The following is a 17,679-nucleotide window of genomic DNA, read 5'->3' on the forward strand; positions in this document are numbered from 1 at the left end:
GGCGCGCCCCCCGGACAGCCAATCGGAGTTGTCGATCGTGATGGCAGCCGCCCAGCAAGAGCCCGCCCCGTCCCGGACCTCCGGTGGAGACGCGAGCGCCCTGCTGACCCTCGCCCGCAGCCGCACGCATCAGGATCGCCAGCGCCTTCTGCTGGGCGTCATGGCGCTCTGCGACCAGCATCCGGACGCCGCCAGCCAGGAACTCTCGCCGGTCCTGACCGACATCTTCCTGACCCTCGCGCGTCAGGCCGAGCACGACATCCGCCACGCCCTGTCCGAGCGTCTGGCCAAAGCCAGCTGGGCCCCGCCGGCACTGATCAACATCCTCGCCCTCGATGAGATCGAGATTGCCCGCCCGATCATCGCCAGCAGTCCGATCCTCAAGGACGAGGACCTGCTCGCCATCCTCGTCAAGGCCAGCCTCGAGCACCAGATCGAGGTCGCCCGCCGCCCCAACCTCAGCGCCCGGGTCGCCGACGCCATTCTGGATCAGGCCCACCCCGCCCCCCTGACCGCGCTCGCCGGCAATGCCACGGCCGAGATCAGCGCCGAGGGCCTGCGCCGTCTGGTCGAACACTCGCGCCGGCTGGCCGCCCTGCGCGCGCCGCTAACCCGCCACCCGCGCATGAACGAGACCTTGGCCCGCCAGATGTATGCCTGGGTCGGCGCGGCGCTCCGGGAATCGATGGGCGAGCGGTTCGCCATCGCCGACCTCCGGCTCGACGAAGCGGTCGATCAGTCCGTCGACAGGGCCTTCACCTCGCTCGGCTACGGCGCCGTCTCGCCGCCGTTCGTCGATGATGACCGCGACGAGATGGATCGCCGTCTGGTCACCAAGCTTCAGGCCGCCGGCCAGCTGCGCCCGGGCTATCTGATCCGCGCCGTGCGTGAAAAGAAGATGGGCCTGTTCCGCCACGCCCTGTCGGTGCTGGGCGGCTTCTCCATGGCCCAGGTCAAGGCCAGCCTGACCCACGACACCCCCGAGCCCCTCTATTACGCCTGTGCGGCCGTCGGCATCGATCGGGCCGTCTTCCCGCCCCTGCTGTACGAAATCCGCCAGATCAACGGCGGACCTCCGGGCGAAGCCGGTCAGGCCGTCTGGCAACGCGGGGCGATTTCGCCCCAGTCCGCCCAGCGCGCCTTCCTCGCCCTGATCGGCGACGGCGAAACCCCGGTTCGCTGACGCACTTCGTTTGACAAGTCGCGACCCCCGGTCTCACCTGTGGCGGTGACTCCTCCTCCCGCTCCCCGACTGGCTTTTGCCGCCAGCGAACGTCCCGAGGCCCAGGCGGCCCTCGTGCGCCTGCGCGACCGCTATGCCCATGTCCCGGCGGCCGAGGCCGATGTGATCGTGGCGCTCGGCGGCGACGGCTTCATGCTGGAGACCCTGCACGCCAATCTGTCGCGCGGCACGCCCGTCTACGGCATGAACCGCGGCTCGGTCGGCTTCCTCATGAACGACTATGATGAGGACGACCTGCTCCAACGCCTCGCCGCCGCCAACCGGACAGTCATCCATCCGCTCCAGATGGACGCCTGGAGCGAGAGCGGCGCCACCCACAGCGGCCTGGCCATCAACGAGGTGTCGCTGCTGCGCCAGACGCGGCAGAGCGCCAAGCTGCGCATCCGTGTCGACGATCGCGTCCGCATGGAAGAGCTGACCTGCGACGGCTGCCTGATCGCCACGCCGGCCGGCTCGACCGCCTACAACCTGTCCGCCCACGGCCCCATCATCCCGCTGGAATCCCGCATTCTGGCCCTGACCCCCATCAGCGCTTTCCGCCCGCGTCGCTGGCGGGGCGCCCTGCTGCCGCACGAGGCCCGCGTCAGCTTCGAGGTGCTCGAGGCCGACAAGCGCCCGGTCAGCGCCACCGCCGACAGTTTCGAGGTCCGCCGCGTCCGCCGCGTGGACGTCTGCGAACGCCGCGACATCGACCTCACCATGATGTTCGACCCCGGCCGCTCGTTCGAGGAACGGGTGCTGTCCGAACAGTTCACCGGCTGACAGTCACGGCTTCTTAAGACCCCCTCCGCATGATCCCTTCCAGGTTTATGCAGGAGTAGCCGATGAGCGGTCCGGCCCAGGTCATTCGTCCCCCGAACACCCTTCGCCTGAAGGTGGGTGGCGGATTCGGCGGTATTGATGCTGCCGCAATCGCCAAGGCCGAAGAGGCCCTGCAGGCCATGTCCGCCCAGTTCAGCCAGTGGCTGCAGGACGAGATCGTCAAGCTTGAGGCCGCCCAGACCGCCATCCGCGAACAGGGCTACACCCCCGAGACGGCCGAGGGGCTCTATTTCCGCGCCCACGACCTCAAGGGTCTCGGCACCACCTATCAATATCCGCTGGTCACCCGCCTCGCCGGGTCGCTGTGCAAGCTCATGGATGCTCCGGAAAAGCGCATGAGCGCCCCGGTCGTCCTGATCGACGCCCACATCGACGCCATCCGCGCCGCCGTTCGCGACAAGATCCAGACCGATGATCATCCGGTCGGCCAGATGCTGGCGGAAACGCTCGAAGCCCGCGTGGCCGAGCACAAGGGCTAGGCTCCTACCCCTTCCTGCTGGACGGATCAGGCCGCGTTTGCGGCCTTTTCCATGTCTTCCGGCAGCGGAGACCGGTCCAGACGCTCCATCAGATAGGCCAGATCCTCGCGCGGCACATTCGGGCGCTGTGTCAGGAACCGCTCCAGCATGCGCTGGCGGAAGGTCTCGGTGCTGAAGTCCGCACCCTCGGCCTGCAGGGCCCGCCAGGTGTCGATGCCCGACCGGAAGGCCTGGAACAGCCGCGGCGGCAGGCCTGCGCGGTCGTAGATGGCCTTCAGCCCCAGCGGCCCGGCGTCATGCACCATCAGCCAGGTGCGCGAATGCGGCGTCTGCGACAGCTCGGCCAGGCCATGCTCGACAAAGGTCACCTGTCCCCGCGCCAGCGCCCGCAGCAGCAGCGACGGGGTCAGCGCCTTCCGCCCGTTCAGGCGCGACACAAAGGTCGCCATGTCGGTCGTGCTGGCGGCCTGATCGACCAGATCCAGCGTCGCCCGCTCGCGCGCGTGGGCCGACAGCCGGATGGCCGCCTCGGGCGCGATGGCATGGCGCGTCATCAAATGCTCGCGCACCGTCTCCGACACATGGGCCACCAGCCGCTCGGTAATATCGGGGGGCAGCACCTGCCGGTAGGACAGCGCCGTCACCACCTCGGGCGCTTCGGCGAACCGGTCCAGCACGACGGACATGGCCCCTTCGGCCAGATCGGCATTGTCATTGGCCGCCAGGGTCCGCACCGCCTCGCGGCTGCCGGTCTCGGCCAGCACCTGGCACACATCGCGCCCCACGGTCGGGCGCGCCGCCACGGCGACCTGCCGCGCGGAAGACCCCGCCTTGACGATCTCGATCAGATCCTCGTCCGAAAAGGCGGGGCAGAATCCGATGATGGGCAGGGCCACACTATCGACGTCGGCGGCCAGACGGCGCGCCACATCGCGCGGGATCAGGTCCGAGGATTTCAGCGTCACCGCCAGCGCGCGTCGCACCAGCTCGGCGGCGTCATGGGCCAGCACGCGCAGGATCTTCTCGGCCGCCTCGCGGTCCTCGGGGGTCAGCTCGGCGCGATCCATGTTCCGGCACAGCTTGTGGGTCGCAGCGGCGCGCTCGTCCTCATCGGTCGATTTCACCAGTCGGCGGATATCAAACTCGGTCAGGCGTGCGCGATAGGCCGTCATCTCGGACTCAGCTTGTCTAGATCAACCGGTGTGCCCCGATTCCCGGTTCGAAGCATGCGCGCGACAGGCTTAACGCGCGGTTTACCACGGCGCCCGGCTCAGACTTCGCTGATCCCCACGAACGCCCGGCGGAATCCGGCATCGGCCTGATCGCCATCCTGCCCCAGCAGCAGCGCCAGCAGGCCCTGATCCTGACGCATCCGGTCCATGTGGTCCGCCACCGCCCGGTCCTTGGGCGACAGGGCGTCGGGCGACACGGCCCCGGGCGTGGCTCCGCCCGCCGCCGGCGCACCCTGCCCGGCCTTGCTGGACAGGTTGGCATAGACCTCACCGACCGTCGCCGGGCGCCCGTTGCGATAGAAGATCGAGCGGTTGGCGCCCGCTGCCTGGGGGAACAGGGCCGCGGCGCTGGCACCCGGCTGGGTGTTCACGGCCTCGATCAGTCGTGCGGCTCCGGCAGGCCCAAGAAAGTGTGCGGCATACAGGTCGCCGGCCGTCGGTTCCCGCCCGATCCGTCCGCGCAGATAGGCGGCGTTCGAGGCCGTCAGCTCGCCCGCCATGGCCGAGGCTGCGACCGGATCGTAACGCAGGTCCAGCACCACATTGCGCGCGGCCCCGTCGACCCGCCAGCGCCCGTCCTGACCGCGATAGATCAGGTCCGCATACTGGCCATAGCCGTGCCGTCCGCCATACTGTTTGACCGTCGACAGCCAGGTCTGCTCGATGAACTGGAACAGGCCCGCCGCCGACGAGGTACGCGCCTTGGCGCCCGGGTTCATGGCGCTCTCGCGCTGGGCCGTCTTCAGCAGAAAGTCGAAGTCCACACCCGTCGAGGCAGAGGCGCGCCGGATGGCCGCCTCGACACCGCCCTGGGAGGGAATCGCACCGATGGTCATGGCGAAGAGGCTGACCAGTCATGGTTAATTGAATCTTAACCGCCGTAACCGTGATCGCCGCACAACGGTTTCGCCTCAAACTTGCCGCAAGGTCAGCGCCCACTCGCCTCAGGGTGTGCTGTGGGGACGGCATAAGGGAGAGACGACCATGATGATGACGCACGCCGGTGGCCCCGGCCTGATCAGTCCCCTGGAATACGGCACCACGCGCAAGAAGCTGTCGCCGGCGACACTCGTCGCGCTCGGCGTGGTGGTGGCCGCCCACGTCGGCGCAGGGGTCGCCCTCTACTATCAGCGGGTCGAGATGGCCTACACGCCGACGGTGGAGCCGAAGGACACCATCCTCATGGAGTTCTACACGCCGCCCCCGCCGAAGACCGAGCCCACGCCCGAGCCTCCGGCGCCCAATCCGCCGATCCACAACCCGGTCGCACCCCAACGCGCGACCGAGACGCTGGTCGCTGTCATCCCGGATGTGCCGACCCAGGTCACCGGGCCGGGCATCACCCTGACCAAACCCATAGAGAACCCGACCCCCGGCGGCACCGGGACCACGCCGGTCGAGACCGTGCCTGCGGGCCCGCCGGTGATCACCCAGCCCGACTGGGTCCGCAGACCCAGCGGCGAGGCGCTGATACGCGCCTATCCGGACCGGGCCCTCACGGCCGGGGTCACCGGCTCGGCCACGCTCAGCTGCGCGGTCCGGGTCAACGGCACCCTGACCGACTGTCAGGTGGTCAGCGAGACGCCCGGCGGCTACGGCTTCGGTCGCGCCGCCACACGGCTGTCGCGGGACTTCCGCATGAGCCCGCGCACCGTGGACGGCCAGCCCGTCGGCGGCGCCCGCGTCAATGTGGGTATCCGCTTCACCCTGCCGGAATAAGGGCGATCCGGGATCGGGGCGTCAGGTCTTCGGGTACGCCTCGATCCCCTCGACCGTCCGCGCGGCGACCGTCGGCGCCATCAGCCAGCCGTTTCGCCTCGGCGCCAGCGCCAGATGCAGCCCCGGCAGCACCGCCCCCGTCAGCGGCAGGCCGTCGGCGGTCGCGCCGCGCACGCCGGTCCGCCACTCCATCGGCCCCAGGTCATCCACCCCCAGCGCCCCCCGGGCCCGCGCCAGCAGGCCGTCCTGAAGCGTGGTAGCGTCCCCGGCCAGACCGCCGGTCTCCATCGTCGCCCCGATGACGGTGCCCTCGCCCATCGGCACCAGATAGCCGCCCTTGAAGCGCGCCGGCCGTTCGACCAGCGCCCGCGGCGTGAACGCCAGCCGGCCCCCGATCGCGGAGACAGCGTCCACGGCCCGGGCCGCTGCTTCAGGCAGGGCCGGAAAGGTCGTTCCTGTCGCCAGCACCCCCTGCCGGGCGGACAGCGCCTTCCCGTCCTCCAGCGTCACGCGCCAGCCACCATCGACGGCCGCCACCGCCGTGGCCCGTCCGGCAATCCGCTCCAGTCCCTGGGCCAGCGCCGCCAGCGCGCGCACGGGATCGACCCGCCAGTCCTCGGGACAGAACACGCCCGCCGCCGTGCGCCCGGCTGCAAAGCCCAACGCCTCCAGCCGGTCCGCCACCCCGTGCGGATCCTCGCCGATCCAGTCCACCCCGTCCCGGATCACCTCAATGCCGTGCCGCTCGGCGAACCCCGGCCACAGGTCGCGCGCCTGTCGCAGCAGGGCTGCCCGGCCCACCGGATCAGGCTCCCACGGGTCCAGCAGGCTCTCCATCGCCGGCGCGATCATGCCGGCCGCGACCGAGGAGGCATTGGTCCCGCCGGGGTCGACCACGCACACGTCCCGTCCGCGCGCGCGCAGCTCTGCGGCCACGCCCAGGCCAAGGGCGCCCGCGCCCAGCACCACAATGTCACAGGAAAAGGTCACGCCCGGTGCATCGACCGGACGTGACCCGAAATCAAGTCGTCGCCTGACCTATTCGGCCGCCAGCGAGGCGCTGCGCGCGTCCGCAAGACGGGTTTCCAGCGCCTTCAGCTGGTCCCATAGCGCCTGCGGCATGCGATCCTCGAAGGTCTCGAAGAAGGCCGGAATGCGCGACGCCTCCTCGGTCCAGACCTCGGCGTCGACCTCCAGCAGGGTCTCAAGGTCGGTCTCGGTCAGGTCCAGCCCGTCCAGATCCAGCGACTCGCGCGTCGGCACCCGGCCGACCGGCGTCTCGACCGCCCCGGCCTCGCCGTCCAGCCGCTCCGAGATCCACTTCAGGACCCGCGCATTGTCACCAAAGCCCGGCCAGACGAACTTGCCGTCCGGACCCTTGCGGAACCAGTTGACGAAGTAGAAGCGCGGCAGCTTGGCCGGGTCGCTCTTCTTGCCCATGGCCAGCCAGTGGGCGAAGTAGTCGCCCATGTTGTAGCCGCAGAACGGCAGCATGGCGAACGGGTCGCGGCGCAGTTCGCCGACCTTGTTCTCGGCCGCCGCCGTCCCTTCCGACGCCACGGTCGAGCCCAGGAACACCCCGTGGTCCCAGTCGAACGCCTCGGTCACCAGCGGCACTGCCGAGGCCCGGCGTCCCCCGAACAGGATGGCGTCGATCGGCACGCCCTTCGGGTCTTCCCACTCGGGCGCGATGGTCGGGCACTGGGCGGCGGGGGCCGCGAAGCGCGCGTTCGGATGGGCCGCCGGCTCGCCCGAGGCCGGATCGTGCGGCTGACCCTTCCAGTTGGTCAGGCCCTCGGGGGCCTCCTTGGTCAGGCCCTCCCACCACACGTCGTTGTCCGCCGTCAGCGCCACATTGGTGAAGACGGTGTTGGTGGCCAGGGTCTCGAGCGCGTTCCGGTTGGTGTTGCGGCTGGTGCCCGGCGCCACGCCGAAGAAGCCCGCTTCCGGGTTCACGGCATACAGGCGCCCGTCATCGCCGAAGCGCATCCAGGCGATGTCGTCGCCGACCGTCTCGGCCTTCCAGCCCGGGATCGACGGTTGAAGCATGGCCAGGTTGGTCTTGCCGCAGGCGGAGGGGAAGGCCGCGGCCACATATTTCACCCGGCCCTTCGGATCGGTCAGCTTGAGGATCAGCATGTGCTCGGCCAGCCAGCCCTCGTCGCGGGCCATGACCGAGGCGATGCGCAGCGCGTAGCATTTCTTGCCCAGCAGGGCGTTGCCGCCATAGCCCGAGCCATAGGACCAGATCTCCCGCGTCTCGGGGAAATGCACGATCCATTTGTCGTCATTGCAGGGCCACGGCACATCGGCTTGGCCGTCCGCCAGCGGCGCGCCCAGGGTGTGGACGGCGGGCACGAACATCCCGTCCTCGCCCAGCGCGTCCAGCGCATCCTTGCCCATGCGGGTCATGATGCCCATCGACACGGCGACATAGCCGCTGTCGGTGATCTCGACGCCCAGCGCGCTGATCTCCGAGCCCAGCGGCCCCATGCAGAAGGGCACGACATACATCGTCCGGCCCGCCATGCAGCCGTCGAACAGGCCGTTCAGCCGCGCGCGCATCTCGGTCGGCTCGGCCCAGTTGTTGGTCGGGCCGGCATCCTTCGGATCGGCGGGGCAGATGAAGGTGCGGCTTTCCACCCGCGCCACATCACGCGGATCCGACGCGGCATAATAGCTGCCCGGACGCTTGACCGGGTCCAGCTGGCGCAGCGTGCCCTTGTCGATCAGGTCGGCGACGATCGCGCCCTTCTCGGCCTCCGAGCCGTCGCACCAGTGCACACAGTCCGGCTTCGTCAGCCGGGCGATCTCCTCGACCCAGGCCACCAGTTTCGCGTGGCGGGTCGGTGCAGGATGCAAACCGGGAATGGAGGATTGGGCCATGAAACGCGCTCCTGAACGTCGTCCGGGAGCGTCGATCTGCGCCGACATACCCCCCATAGAGCGCAACGATCACGCTCTGTTACACGCTCAAAACACCCTCGCGGACCCAAGGTCAACTGCTGCAACTTTTCACCGGCCGCGACATGCAATACCCCTGAAACCGGCAGCCAAAGTGGCTGTAACCGGTTACCCGGGGCAGAAAACGGATGGAGAATCTTTTTTGAGTGAGCGCCAAACGGCACACGATACGGCCCTGCTTACGCCCGCTGGCGAACGAAACCTGCCGCACATCCTCGATTTCCTGAAGCCCCACCTGCCCGCGTCCGGACGCCTGCTCGAGGTGGCGACCGGCACCGGCGGCCACGGCCTCGGGATCGCACGCGCCCACCCGGGTCTTGAGGTCTTGCCGACCGATATCGATGCCGCGGCGGTCGAGGCACTGCGCGCATGGCAGTCCGCCGGCGGCCCCGACAATCTGAAGCCCGCGGAACGGCTCGACGCGGCGGAGGCCGCGACCTGGCCCGAAGGCCGGTTCGACGCCATCGTCTGCATCAACATGATCCACATCAGCCCGTGGTCAGCGACCGTCGGCCTGATGCAGATGGCGGGCGAACGACTGGCCTGTCCCGGCGGTCTGCTGATGTTGTATGGCCCCTATGTCGAGGCGGATGCCGAGACGGCACCCAGCAATCTCGCCTTCCACGAAAGCCTGAGGGCGCGCGACCCCGCGTGGGGTCTGCGCGCCCTCGAAGACGTCGTGGTGGAAGCAAGGGCCAACGGGCTCAGGCTGACGCGACGCGCCGCCCTGCCGGCCAACAACCTCGGCCTCCTCTTCCGTACGGTCTGAACGCCCCTCAGCCGATCCGGGCAGTCGCCGCCGACAGGGCATCCCGGTCGGCCAGCATGGTCACGACGTCGCCATCCGTCACCACGGCTGGCGCATCCACATAGTCGGACGGGTTGGCGCCCGCCGCGCGGGTCGCGTGGACCACGCCTTCGCCAAAGGCGATGACCGGCACACCCTGGCTCTTTGCCATGTCGATCAGCTCGCGCACGGCCTTGTCCCCGGCTTCATCCGAATAGCCGCCGGGAACCACCAGTGCCTTCAGATCCCCGCTCTCCAGATCCTTGCCCTTGGCCGTCGGCAGCACCGTGACGCCATTGACGTGCAGGCTGGCTTCGCCGGTCGAGATCGGCGCGATCGACAGGCCACCGGCCTGGATCATCGGCTCGACATCGCCGAGCGGTCCGAAATTCATGTCACGGCGCATGGCCAGACCAATGCGTGCGCGCGTCGGAACGCGCTGGAAACGATTGCGGTTGGGGGATTTCTTGGCGGCTTGAGGTTTCAAAACGAGTCCTTCTGTTGTGGCCACGCCCGAGCGGCAGCGATCCCGAGATATTCAGGGAGCGGCGCCTTACATCGATAAAAACGACCATGTCCCGTGATCTGTCATCACGGGGCGCGAGGCGTGCGCGGTTCGGTTGGTAGGGGCCTGATATAGGAAGCCGTTACTCAAAGTCAACGCGAGCAATCCACACATTGCTTTGAAAACCGCGTGATTTCCTCAATCGGCGCGGGGGTTGGCGGCCCATGCGCCCTTGCTCTAAGGCAGGCGCTTCAAGAGGGATGCTCATGGCCTGGACAGGGCAATATTCCGGCGACGAGCCGGTCCGCGTGAACAAATGGCTGGCCCAGTCCGGTGTCTGCTCGCGGCGCGAGGCCGAGGGGCTGATCGAGGGCGGTCTGGTGCAGATCGACGGCGAGGTCGTCACCGACGCCGGCCGCAAGATCCTGCCCGGCCAGACCCTGGTCCTGTCCGACGCCGCCACCCGCCGCCTCGACTCGGCCATGACGGTCCTGCTGAACAAGCCCATGGGCTATGTCTCGGGCCAGCCCGAGCCCGGCAAGATTCCGGCCGCCCGCCTGCTGACGGCTGCAGCCCAGCTGGGTGACGGCCCCCTGCCCTCCTCGCGCGACAGCCTGCCGCCGGTCGGCCGCCTCGACGAGGACTCACGCGGGCTGCTGATCCTGTCGACCGACGGCGTGGTGGCCAAGGCCGTCATCGGCCCCGACGCCGACCTGCCCAAAACCTATCAGGTCTGGGTGCGCGGCACGCTCACCGACTCCAAGATCGCCCGCCTGCGCTTCGGTCTGTCGCTGGACGGCCGCGCCCTCAAGCGCGCCGAGGTCGAACAGCTGGGACCGCTGTGCCTGCGCTTCGTCCTGCGCGAGGGCCGAAACCGCCAGATCCGCCGGATGTGTGAAATGCTGGACCTGCGCGTCATGGACCTGTGGCGGACCCACATCGGTCCTCTCAGCCTCGACGGCCTGCCCGAGGGCCGATGGCGTCACCTGACCCCCGCCGAACGCACCGCCCTGATCAGCGGCGCGGGCCGCTAGCCGGCATTCTCCACGTGCGGCCGTGTCGCAGGGCACCGGCGGAACCGCGCTCTCCCGCATGCGCTTCATGAGGACCTTCCCTTCAGACGCAGCAGGAGACTCTGCATGACCGACCAGACTGTTATCGACCCCCGTATCGAAGGCAACCGCGACAAGACCGTCGGCAAGGCCCGCGCCGCTCTCGGCCGCCTGACCGGCAATCGCCGCCAGCAGGTCGAGGGGCATCTGACCGAATACAAGGGCAAGGCCCGCGACGCCTATGGCCGTGTCATCGACGGCCTCGATGGTCTCGTTGAGCGCGCCCCCGCCGACTATCAGGACAAGGCGCGCAAGGGGCTCAACTTCGCCCGTCGCAAGCCGCTCCTGACGACCGGCATCATCGCTGGTCTGGCCGTCCTGCTGGGTGCGCTCGGCCGTCGCCGCTAAACGCCTCCCCTGACAGACGAAGGGCCCGGAGATCGCTCTCCGGGCCCTCTTTTTGAGCGATTTCGCCTTCAGTCGGCGTTGGCATCCTCGTCCGCCTTGGCGGCCTGTTTCGCGGCCGTCTCGGTGCCCGAGATGTCGAAGACGATCTTGCCGTCCTTGAGCGCCACCTTGACGTGACCGCCCTTGGTCAGGCGACCGAACAGGATGTCCTCGGCCAGCGGCTTCTTGATGTGCTCCTGGATCACCCGGCCCAGCGGGCGGGCGCCGTACAGCTCGTCAAAGCCGTTCTTGGCCAGCCAGTCAGTCGCCTCGTCCGTCAGCTCCAGGGTGATGTTGCGATCACCCAGCTGGGCTTCCAGCTGCAGGATGAACTTGGTCACCACCTGACGGATGGTGTCTGCGTCCAGCGCCTTGAAGGTGATGATCGCATCCAGCCGGTTGCGGAACTCGGGCGTGAACAGGCGCTGGATGGCCTTTTCGTCCTCGCCCTCGACCTTGCCCCGGCCAAAGCCGATCGCCGCCCGGGCATTGTCGGCCGCCCCGGCATTGGTGGTCATGATCAGCACCACATTGCGGAAGTCGACCTTCTTGCCCAGCGCATCGGTCAGCATGCCATTGTCCATGACCTGCAGCAGGATGTTGTAGACGTCGGGGTGGGCCTTCTCGATCTCGTCCAGCAGCACCACGGCGTGCGGGTTCTGGTCGACGGCATCGCTCAGCAGCCCGCCCTGGTCATGTCCGACATAGCCGGGGGGCGCCCCGATCAGACGGCTGACGGTGTGGCGCTCCATATATTCCGACATGTCAAAGCGCAGCATCTCGATGCCGAGCGTCGCGGCCAATTGCTTGGCCACCTCGGTCTTGCCGACGCCCGTCGGACCGCTGAACAGGAAGCTGCCGATCGGCTTGTTCGCCTCGCGCAGCCCGGCCCGCGCCAACTTCATTGCCGACGACACCTGCTCGATGGCCTGTTCCTGGCCATAGACCACCCGCTCCAGATCGCCCTTCAGTTCCTTCAGGCTCTCGGTGTCGGACTTGGAGACCGACTTCGGCGGAATGCGCGCCATCCGGGCAATGACGGCCTCGACCTCCTTCTGGCCGATGGTCTTCTTCCGGCGCGATTCCGGCAGCAGCATCTGGCTGGCCCCGGCCTCGTCGATCACATCGATCGCCTTGTCGGGCAGTTTCCGGTCCGACATGTAGCGCGACGACAGCTCGACCGCCGTGCGGATGGCCGCATCGGTGTAGCGCACCTTGTGGTGCGTCTCGTAGTACGACTTCAGCCCGCGCAGGATCTTGACCGTGTCCTCGACCGTCGGCTCGTGCACATCGATCTTCTGGAAGCGCCGCGCCAGGGCCCGGTCCTTCTCGAAATGCTGGCGGTACTCCTTGTAGGTGGTCGAGCCCATGCAGCGCAGCGTGCCCGACGCCAGCGCCGGCTTCAGCAGGTTCGAGGCATCCATGGCGCCGCCCGAGGTCGCCCCCGCCCCGATCACCGTGTGGATCTCGTCGATGAACAGGATGGCGTTGTCGTGGGTCTCGAGTTCCTTGACGACCTGCTTCAACCGCTCCTCGAAGTCCCCGCGATAGCGCGTCCCCGCCAGCAGCGAGCCCATGTCCAGCGAGAAGATGGTGGCGTCGGCCAGCACATCCGGCACCTCGCCGTTCACGATCTTGCGGGCCAGGCCCTCGGCGATGGCGGTCTTGCCGACGCCCGGATCACCCACCAGCAGCGGGTTGTTCTTGGTCCGGCGGCACAGGATCTGGATCGAGCGCTCGACCTCGCTCTGGCGGCCGATCAGCGGATCGACCTTGCCCTGGCGGGACTTCTCGTTGAGGTCCACGCAATAGGCTTCCAGCGCCTCATTGCCCGACTTGGCCGCCGCCGCATCCTCGGCCTCTTCCGGAGAGGTGGCCTTGGCCGGCCGCGTCTCGGAAGCGCCGGGCCGCTTGGCGATGCCATGCGCGATGTAGTTGACCGCATCATAGCGGGTCATGTCCTGCTCCTGCAGGAAGTAGGCCGCGTGGCTCTCGCGCTCGCTGAAGATGGCGACCAGCACATTGGCGCCGGACACCTCCTCGCGGCCCGAGGACTGCACATGGATGACCGCGCGCTGGATCACGCGCTGGAAGCCGGCGGTCGGCTTGGCGTCATCGCCGTCGGGCGTGGTCAGGGCCGCCAGATCGTTGTCGACATAAAGCGTCAGCGCCACCTTGAGCGCCGCCAGATCGACGTTGCACGCGCTCATCACGACCGAGGCGTCCGGGTCGTCGATCAGCGCCAGCAGCAGGTGCTCGAGGGTCGCATACTCGTGACGGCGCTCATTGGCATAGGCCACCGCGCGGTGCAGCGTCTCTTCGAGAGGACGGGAAAATGAAGGCATGGGCGAAGGCTCCTCTCAGTCCTTTTCCATCGTACATTGCAGGGGGTGCTGGTGCCTGCGGGCGGTCTCCACGACCTGGGCGACCTTGGTTTCGGCCACCTCATAGGTATAGACGCCACACACCCCCATGCCGGTCTGGTGCACCAGCAGCATGATGCGAGTCGCGTCCTCGCGGCTTTTTCCGAAGAACCGCTCCAGCACATAGACGACGAATTCCATCGGCGTGTAGTCGTCGTTGAGGATCAGCACCCGGTACAGCGAAGGCTTCTTCAGCTGCGGGCGGGTCTCGGTAACGACGGCGGATCCGGGCAGTCCACCAGTTTCATCAGGCCGGGATTTGGGCATTCGAAGTCCGGTTCGGGGAAGAACTGATCATGTAGGTCATCATGTCCCGAATTGAAGCGGCGTCCAGTCACACCTCCTTGTGAAAGCTGACGGTCCTCGCTCCGGCGCAAACGAAAACAGGCCCCAAAACAACAACAGGCCCCGGCGTTTCCACCGGGGCCCGTTCCTGTTTCGTCAGGAAGCTCTGGGTTAGCGAGCGGCCTGGAACTTCTCGACCGAGGCGGTGACGCGCTCGTTGATCGGCTTGAAGCTGTCCTTGACCGAGGCGGTCATCACTTCAGCGGCCTTGTTCATTTCGGCCACGTACAGCTCGATGGCCGACTTGGTGAAGCTGGTTTGCAGCTCGATCATTTCCTGGACCGAACGGGCCTGGGCCAGCGACTGGGCGGCGGCCATGCCGTCTTCCCACGACTTGCGCGAATAGGCGGCGGCCTGCTTGGTCAGGGCCTCGGTGCCCTTCTGGGCAGCGGCGGCCGACTCGACCACGGCGTCGAGGTTCTTCTTGGCGTGGGCGCTCAGCTCGCTCATCGAGGCCAGCGACTTGTCCATGCCTTCGCGGACGGCTTGCGCGCCGGCGGCCTGGATCTTCTCAGCCTGGGCCTGGGCCTTGGCAGTGGCGTTTTCGACGGTCTTCTTGGTGGTCTCGGCAGTATCGGCCATGAGTCACTCTCCTGGTTCGGGTGGCGGCATCACGCGCCGCTCTGATGATCCACCCCATTACACTCCGGGGCGTTGATGACCCATATGGTGCAAGTGCGAAGAGAGTTCAAGTGAATTTTGTGCAACGCACAATTTCGCTGGACCTTCGGGCCATGGGTTCGCATCCACCCCTCGTCAGACAGAGCTCTCTTGACTCCCGTTCGCGTTTCAAGCGAACGTCGGTTTCAACTGTGGGGGGGATAAATGCTGAAGACCGTATCTCTGGCCATCATCGCCGCGACAGTGACGTTTGCCGCTCCGGCTGTAGCCCAGGTCACCCAGACCTACACCTATGACGCCAACGGACGACTGATCGCCGTTGCCACGGCCACGTCCACAGGCGGCGTGACGACGGGCTACGATCTGGACGACGCGAACAACCGCGACATCCGCGAGGCGTACGGCACCACCCTTTCGTCGGTCGCCTGGACCATGTCCAACGACCAGAGCCTGGTCACATCCCAGAAGATGGTTTCACAGGACGGGCGCTTCCGGCTGGAACTTCAGCAGGACGGAAATCTGGTCCTGTATTTCGGCTCCACCCCCCTCTGGGCCACAAACACCCCGAGCGGTCGCCAGCTCTACTTCCGCGTCCAGGGCGACGGAAATGCAGTCCTTTATGATGTCGAGTTTGATCCGGTGTGGGCCTCGAATACGGCGAGCTACCCGGGCGCGACCCTGACCCTTCAGAACGATGGAAACCTTGTTCTGCGGGACACCGGCGGCACGATCCGCTGGCAATCCAACACCTGCTGTCATTAGGCGATCCCGAAAAGGGCCAGCCCCTCAAGCAGACCGGACGCAGTGATCCCCGGCCCTGACCGGGGATCAGTCGGACCAGTCGTCCCAACCCTGCGGTCCAATGTCGTCATTGAACCATTCGGGCAAGCCGAACGCCTCTTTCAGGAGCAGGGCTCTCACCCGGCCCTTGGGCCCCACGGTCTATGACTTGTGGACCCCGCCCCACCTCTGGTCGCCGCGCGTGACATCATAGAGGGTGGACGGCGCGTCGTATTGCGCTACGCGACCCCCGTTTCGCAGGGCAACCTCGTTTTCCAGAAAGCGTGGGGCCAGCCACAGGCAGGGGTCGAGCAGGAGTTGCGAAAGCCGCCGCTTGCCGTCTGCGCTCAGACGCACTCGCCGCCAATCGGACCAGTGAAACTGCTCATAACTCTCAAGCGACGTGGATCTCGCATAGACTCCCCAGCCCGACGGCGACTGCCGCGCCGCCACCTGCCGCCCGATTCTGGGCATGATCATCTCGGGATCCGCATCAATGCGCACGGTCGCTCGCTCCATGAAGGCGGATGAACCGATCAACGCCCTGAGCGAGAAGGAACGCGAGGCCTGCGCCTCCTGCTCGCCGGCCATGAGGCCAAGTCCAGCGCGCGACAGCTCGGGGGGTCCCACTACGCGATCCACGACCGACTGCGTCGCGCGCGCCTCCAACCGGGAACGACGGGCAGCCGCGAGGCGGCGCTTCTTGCCAGAGGGTCCTTCCAGAGCCGCCGAGAAGCGTCCGGGGCTCAACAGGGGGCTCGCTTGACTGCCCCCCTCTTTCGAAGCCGGAACAGAATGAAAGCTGGAGGAAGATTCTCGCCGCTCAGTCGCCAGGCAACATGCGATTGGGCCGCCAGCCGATCCAGTGTGCGCATGGCCACGCACCCGGGGTCGAGGTCGCTCTTCGTCGAATAAACGACGCACGCTATCCGTTTCGATCCCTCGGATGGAAGTAGCGCGCCGGCGTCATGCCAGGCCGCCCGGTAGGGGCGGGTTAGCATCTCCGCCGTAGACTTCGATGTGAGCTTCTGGTGTTTGACCTCGAAGGCCCAACCCTCATGGTCGGCATGACGTAGCGCGGTCACCCAGAGATCGCATCGTCCGTAGCACCAGCCGCGTTCGTTCGCGGCTCGTTTGTCTGTCGGATACTCCAAAAGTCCCAGAAGACCACTGGCGCCGGCCGCAGACAGCAACAGGCCGACCGCCGAGGCTTCGCTGACTGCCAACGGGTCCAGGCCTGTCTTCCCGTGGTACCGCGCCCGCACCGCCGCAACGTTCCTCATCCATCGGCGCCAGGCGGGGTACTCGTGGTCCGAACATCCCAGCCTGAGTACTCTGGACCTCGACATTTGTGCGTGCCTCGCAAATCTCTCAGTTGCCCATGTCATACACGGAACACGCGTGTGCTGGAGGCTTGGCCCTGATCCGGTATGATCGCCCGGCTTTTGCAAGGGACAAGGAAGCGCTACCCCAGGCCACCCGGACCGCACGTCTCACGCACTAAACACCAGCCCTTTCAACGCCCCGGCCGCATCCCGAAGCGACTTCCCCGCCCTACCTCACCGCCCCCGCACTCTGGCCGGTTGAAGACAGGGAGGACGCCATGGACCACCACGACCCCAACCACACCGATCAGGGCTACTGGCCCCGCGACTGGCCGGGACACGATCTCGACTATGACCCCGACCGGGCGGCCATCGACGACGAATGCGCCGGCATCTTCACCGAGCGCGAGCCCCGCGCCCGCTCGGGCTATCATCGCGTCTCGGACGACACCTGGGCCCGGGCCCGGGCCGACTATCTGGCGGGCGAGTCCGCCCCGGTCGTCTGCGACCGCTACGGCATGCGCCTGTCCACCCTGCGCAACCGCGCCGCCGCCGAAGGCTGGCGACGACAGGACCAGACCGAACCCGACCCCGTCGATCTGGAGGAAGAGCGACAGGCCGGCCTGCCCGATCCCGCCGACATGGCCGCCCACGCCCTGATCCGCCTCAACCGCGCGATCCTCAGGGGCCACGCGACCGAGGCCGGCCGATGGATGCGCCTGCATGTGCGCCTGCTCGAGCTCGCCCGCCGGCCCGCGGCCCGGCCAGCCGAACCCCGTCCACCGAAGCCCGCCCCCGATCCCGTCGCCACCGCCATCGAGGCCGACCTCGCCGCCCTGGAAGCCAAGCTGCGCCAGCTCGACCAGCTGCAGGCGGAGGCCTCGCCCGATCAAACCCCAACTCCCCTCCCCCTCGATGGGGGAGGGGTCGGGGGT

18 protein-coding genes are annotated in these 17,679 nt (G+C 67.5%); 9 read left to right on the forward strand and 9 right to left on the reverse strand.

The window, feature by feature from the left end:
- Positions 1-40 precede the first annotated feature (40 nt).
- The 3 genes from J7346_RS04065 to J7346_RS04075 all read left to right on the forward strand — a co-directional run bounded on the left by J7346_RS04065 (position 41) and on the right by J7346_RS04075 (position 2,544).
- Complete coding sequence (locus tag J7346_RS04065) at positions 41-1,183, forward strand: DUF2336 domain-containing protein (RefSeq protein ID WP_209118078.1); 1,143 nt, start codon at positions 41-43, stop codon at positions 1,181-1,183.
- Positions 1,184-1,222: 39 nt separating this feature from the next.
- Positions 1,223-2,005 (forward strand): NAD kinase, encoded by a 783-nt coding sequence (locus J7346_RS04070; RefSeq protein WP_348521447.1) that lies wholly within the window; start codon positions 1,223-1,225, stop codon positions 2,003-2,005.
- Positions 2,006-2,067: 62 nt separating this feature from the next.
- Positions 2,068-2,544, forward strand: coding sequence for an Hpt domain-containing protein (locus J7346_RS04075; protein WP_209117987.1), 477 nt, complete (start codon positions 2,068-2,070; stop codon positions 2,542-2,544).
- 26 nt (positions 2,545-2,570) lie between these two features.
- Here the strand turns inward: J7346_RS04075 and J7346_RS04080 are convergent, their stop codons facing one another.
- Entirely contained in the window at positions 2,571-3,716 is a 1,146-nt protein-coding gene (locus J7346_RS04080) for a DUF2336 domain-containing protein (RefSeq protein WP_209117989.1), read from the reverse strand.
- A 98-nt stretch (positions 3,717-3,814) separates the two neighbouring features.
- On the reverse strand, positions 3,815-4,612 hold the full coding sequence (locus J7346_RS04085) for a transglycosylase SLT domain-containing protein (RefSeq protein WP_209117991.1): 798 nt from the start codon (positions 4,610-4,612) through the stop codon (positions 3,815-3,817).
- A gap of 148 nt (positions 4,613-4,760) precedes the next feature.
- On the opposite strand from J7346_RS04085, the gene J7346_RS04090 reads away from it, so the two are divergent.
- Positions 4,761-5,495 (forward strand): TonB family protein, encoded by a 735-nt coding sequence (locus tag J7346_RS04090; protein WP_209117993.1) that lies wholly within the window; start codon positions 4,761-4,763, stop codon positions 5,493-5,495.
- Positions 5,496-5,516: 21 nt separating this feature from the next.
- On the opposite strand, the gene J7346_RS04095 is transcribed toward J7346_RS04090, so the two are convergent.
- Together J7346_RS04095 and J7346_RS04100 are read right to left on the reverse strand one after the other, a co-directional pair.
- Positions 5,517-6,485 carry an FAD-dependent oxidoreductase gene (locus tag J7346_RS04095; RefSeq protein WP_209117995.1) on the reverse strand — a complete coding sequence of 323 codons (969 nt, stop codon included), beginning with the start codon at positions 6,483-6,485 and terminating at the stop codon, positions 5,517-5,519.
- 48 nt (positions 6,486-6,533) lie between these two features.
- Complete coding sequence (locus J7346_RS04100; RefSeq protein WP_209117997.1) at positions 6,534-8,381, reverse strand: phosphoenolpyruvate carboxykinase (GTP); 1,848 nt, start codon at positions 8,379-8,381, stop codon at positions 6,534-6,536.
- Positions 8,382-8,601: 220 nt separating this feature from the next.
- Between J7346_RS04100 and J7346_RS04105 the strand changes: the two genes are divergently transcribed.
- Entirely contained in the window at positions 8,602-9,228 is a 627-nt protein-coding gene (locus J7346_RS04105) for a DUF938 domain-containing protein (RefSeq protein WP_245157610.1), read from the forward strand.
- Positions 9,229-9,235: 7 nt separating this feature from the next.
- On the opposite strand, the gene J7346_RS04110 is transcribed toward J7346_RS04105, so the two are convergent.
- On the reverse strand, positions 9,236-9,733 hold the full coding sequence (locus J7346_RS04110) for a hypothetical protein (protein WP_209118001.1): 498 nt from the start codon (positions 9,731-9,733) through the stop codon (positions 9,236-9,238).
- A gap of 284 nt (positions 9,734-10,017) precedes the next feature.
- On the opposite strand from J7346_RS04110, the gene J7346_RS04115 reads away from it, so the two are divergent.
- Positions 10,018-10,785, forward strand: a complete 768-nt coding sequence (locus J7346_RS04115) for a pseudouridine synthase (protein WP_209118003.1) — start codon at positions 10,018-10,020, stop codon at positions 10,783-10,785.
- A 105-nt stretch (positions 10,786-10,890) separates the two neighbouring features.
- Positions 10,891-11,211, forward strand: a complete 321-nt coding sequence (locus tag J7346_RS04120) for a CsbD family protein (RefSeq protein WP_209118004.1) — start codon at positions 10,891-10,893, stop codon at positions 11,209-11,211.
- A gap of 68 nt (positions 11,212-11,279) precedes the next feature.
- Here the strand turns inward: J7346_RS04120 and clpA are convergent, their stop codons facing one another.
- The 3 genes from clpA to phaP all read right to left on the reverse strand — a co-directional run bounded on the left by clpA (position 11,280) and on the right by phaP (position 14,600).
- Positions 11,280-13,595, reverse strand: a complete 2,316-nt coding sequence (gene clpA / locus J7346_RS04125; protein ID WP_209118006.1) for an ATP-dependent Clp protease ATP-binding subunit ClpA — start codon at positions 13,593-13,595, stop codon at positions 11,280-11,282.
- Between the two features lie 15 nt (positions 13,596-13,610).
- Positions 13,611-13,940: an ATP-dependent Clp protease adapter ClpS gene (gene clpS, locus J7346_RS04130; RefSeq protein WP_209118008.1), complete on the reverse strand. Its 330-nt coding sequence runs from the start codon at positions 13,938-13,940 to the stop codon at positions 13,611-13,613.
- Between the two features lie 189 nt (positions 13,941-14,129).
- Positions 14,130-14,600: a TIGR01841 family phasin gene (phaP, locus tag J7346_RS04135; protein ID WP_209118010.1), complete on the reverse strand. Its 471-nt coding sequence runs from the start codon at positions 14,598-14,600 to the stop codon at positions 14,130-14,132.
- A gap of 243 nt (positions 14,601-14,843) precedes the next feature.
- Here phaP and J7346_RS04140 point away from each other — a divergent pair, with 243 nt between their 5' ends.
- On the forward strand, positions 14,844-15,401 hold the full coding sequence (locus tag J7346_RS04140; RefSeq protein ID WP_209118012.1) for a hypothetical protein: 558 nt from the start codon (positions 14,844-14,846) through the stop codon (positions 15,399-15,401).
- 180 nt (positions 15,402-15,581) lie between these two features.
- On the opposite strand, the gene J7346_RS04145 is transcribed toward J7346_RS04140, so the two are convergent.
- Positions 15,582-16,010 (reverse strand): hypothetical protein, encoded by a 429-nt coding sequence (locus J7346_RS04145; RefSeq protein ID WP_209118014.1) that lies wholly within the window; start codon positions 16,008-16,010, stop codon positions 15,582-15,584.
- Positions 16,011-17,022: 1,012 nt separating this feature from the next.
- On the opposite strand from J7346_RS04145, the gene J7346_RS04150 reads away from it, so the two are divergent.
- The coding region (locus J7346_RS04150) for a hypothetical protein (RefSeq protein WP_209118016.1) at positions 17,023-17,679 on the forward strand (657 nt) is incomplete at its 3' end.

Origin of the sequence: Brevundimonas sp. A19_0, assembly GCF_017744255.1 — a bacterium.
Taxonomy (GTDB): Bacteria; Pseudomonadota; Alphaproteobacteria; order Caulobacterales; family Caulobacteraceae; genus Brevundimonas.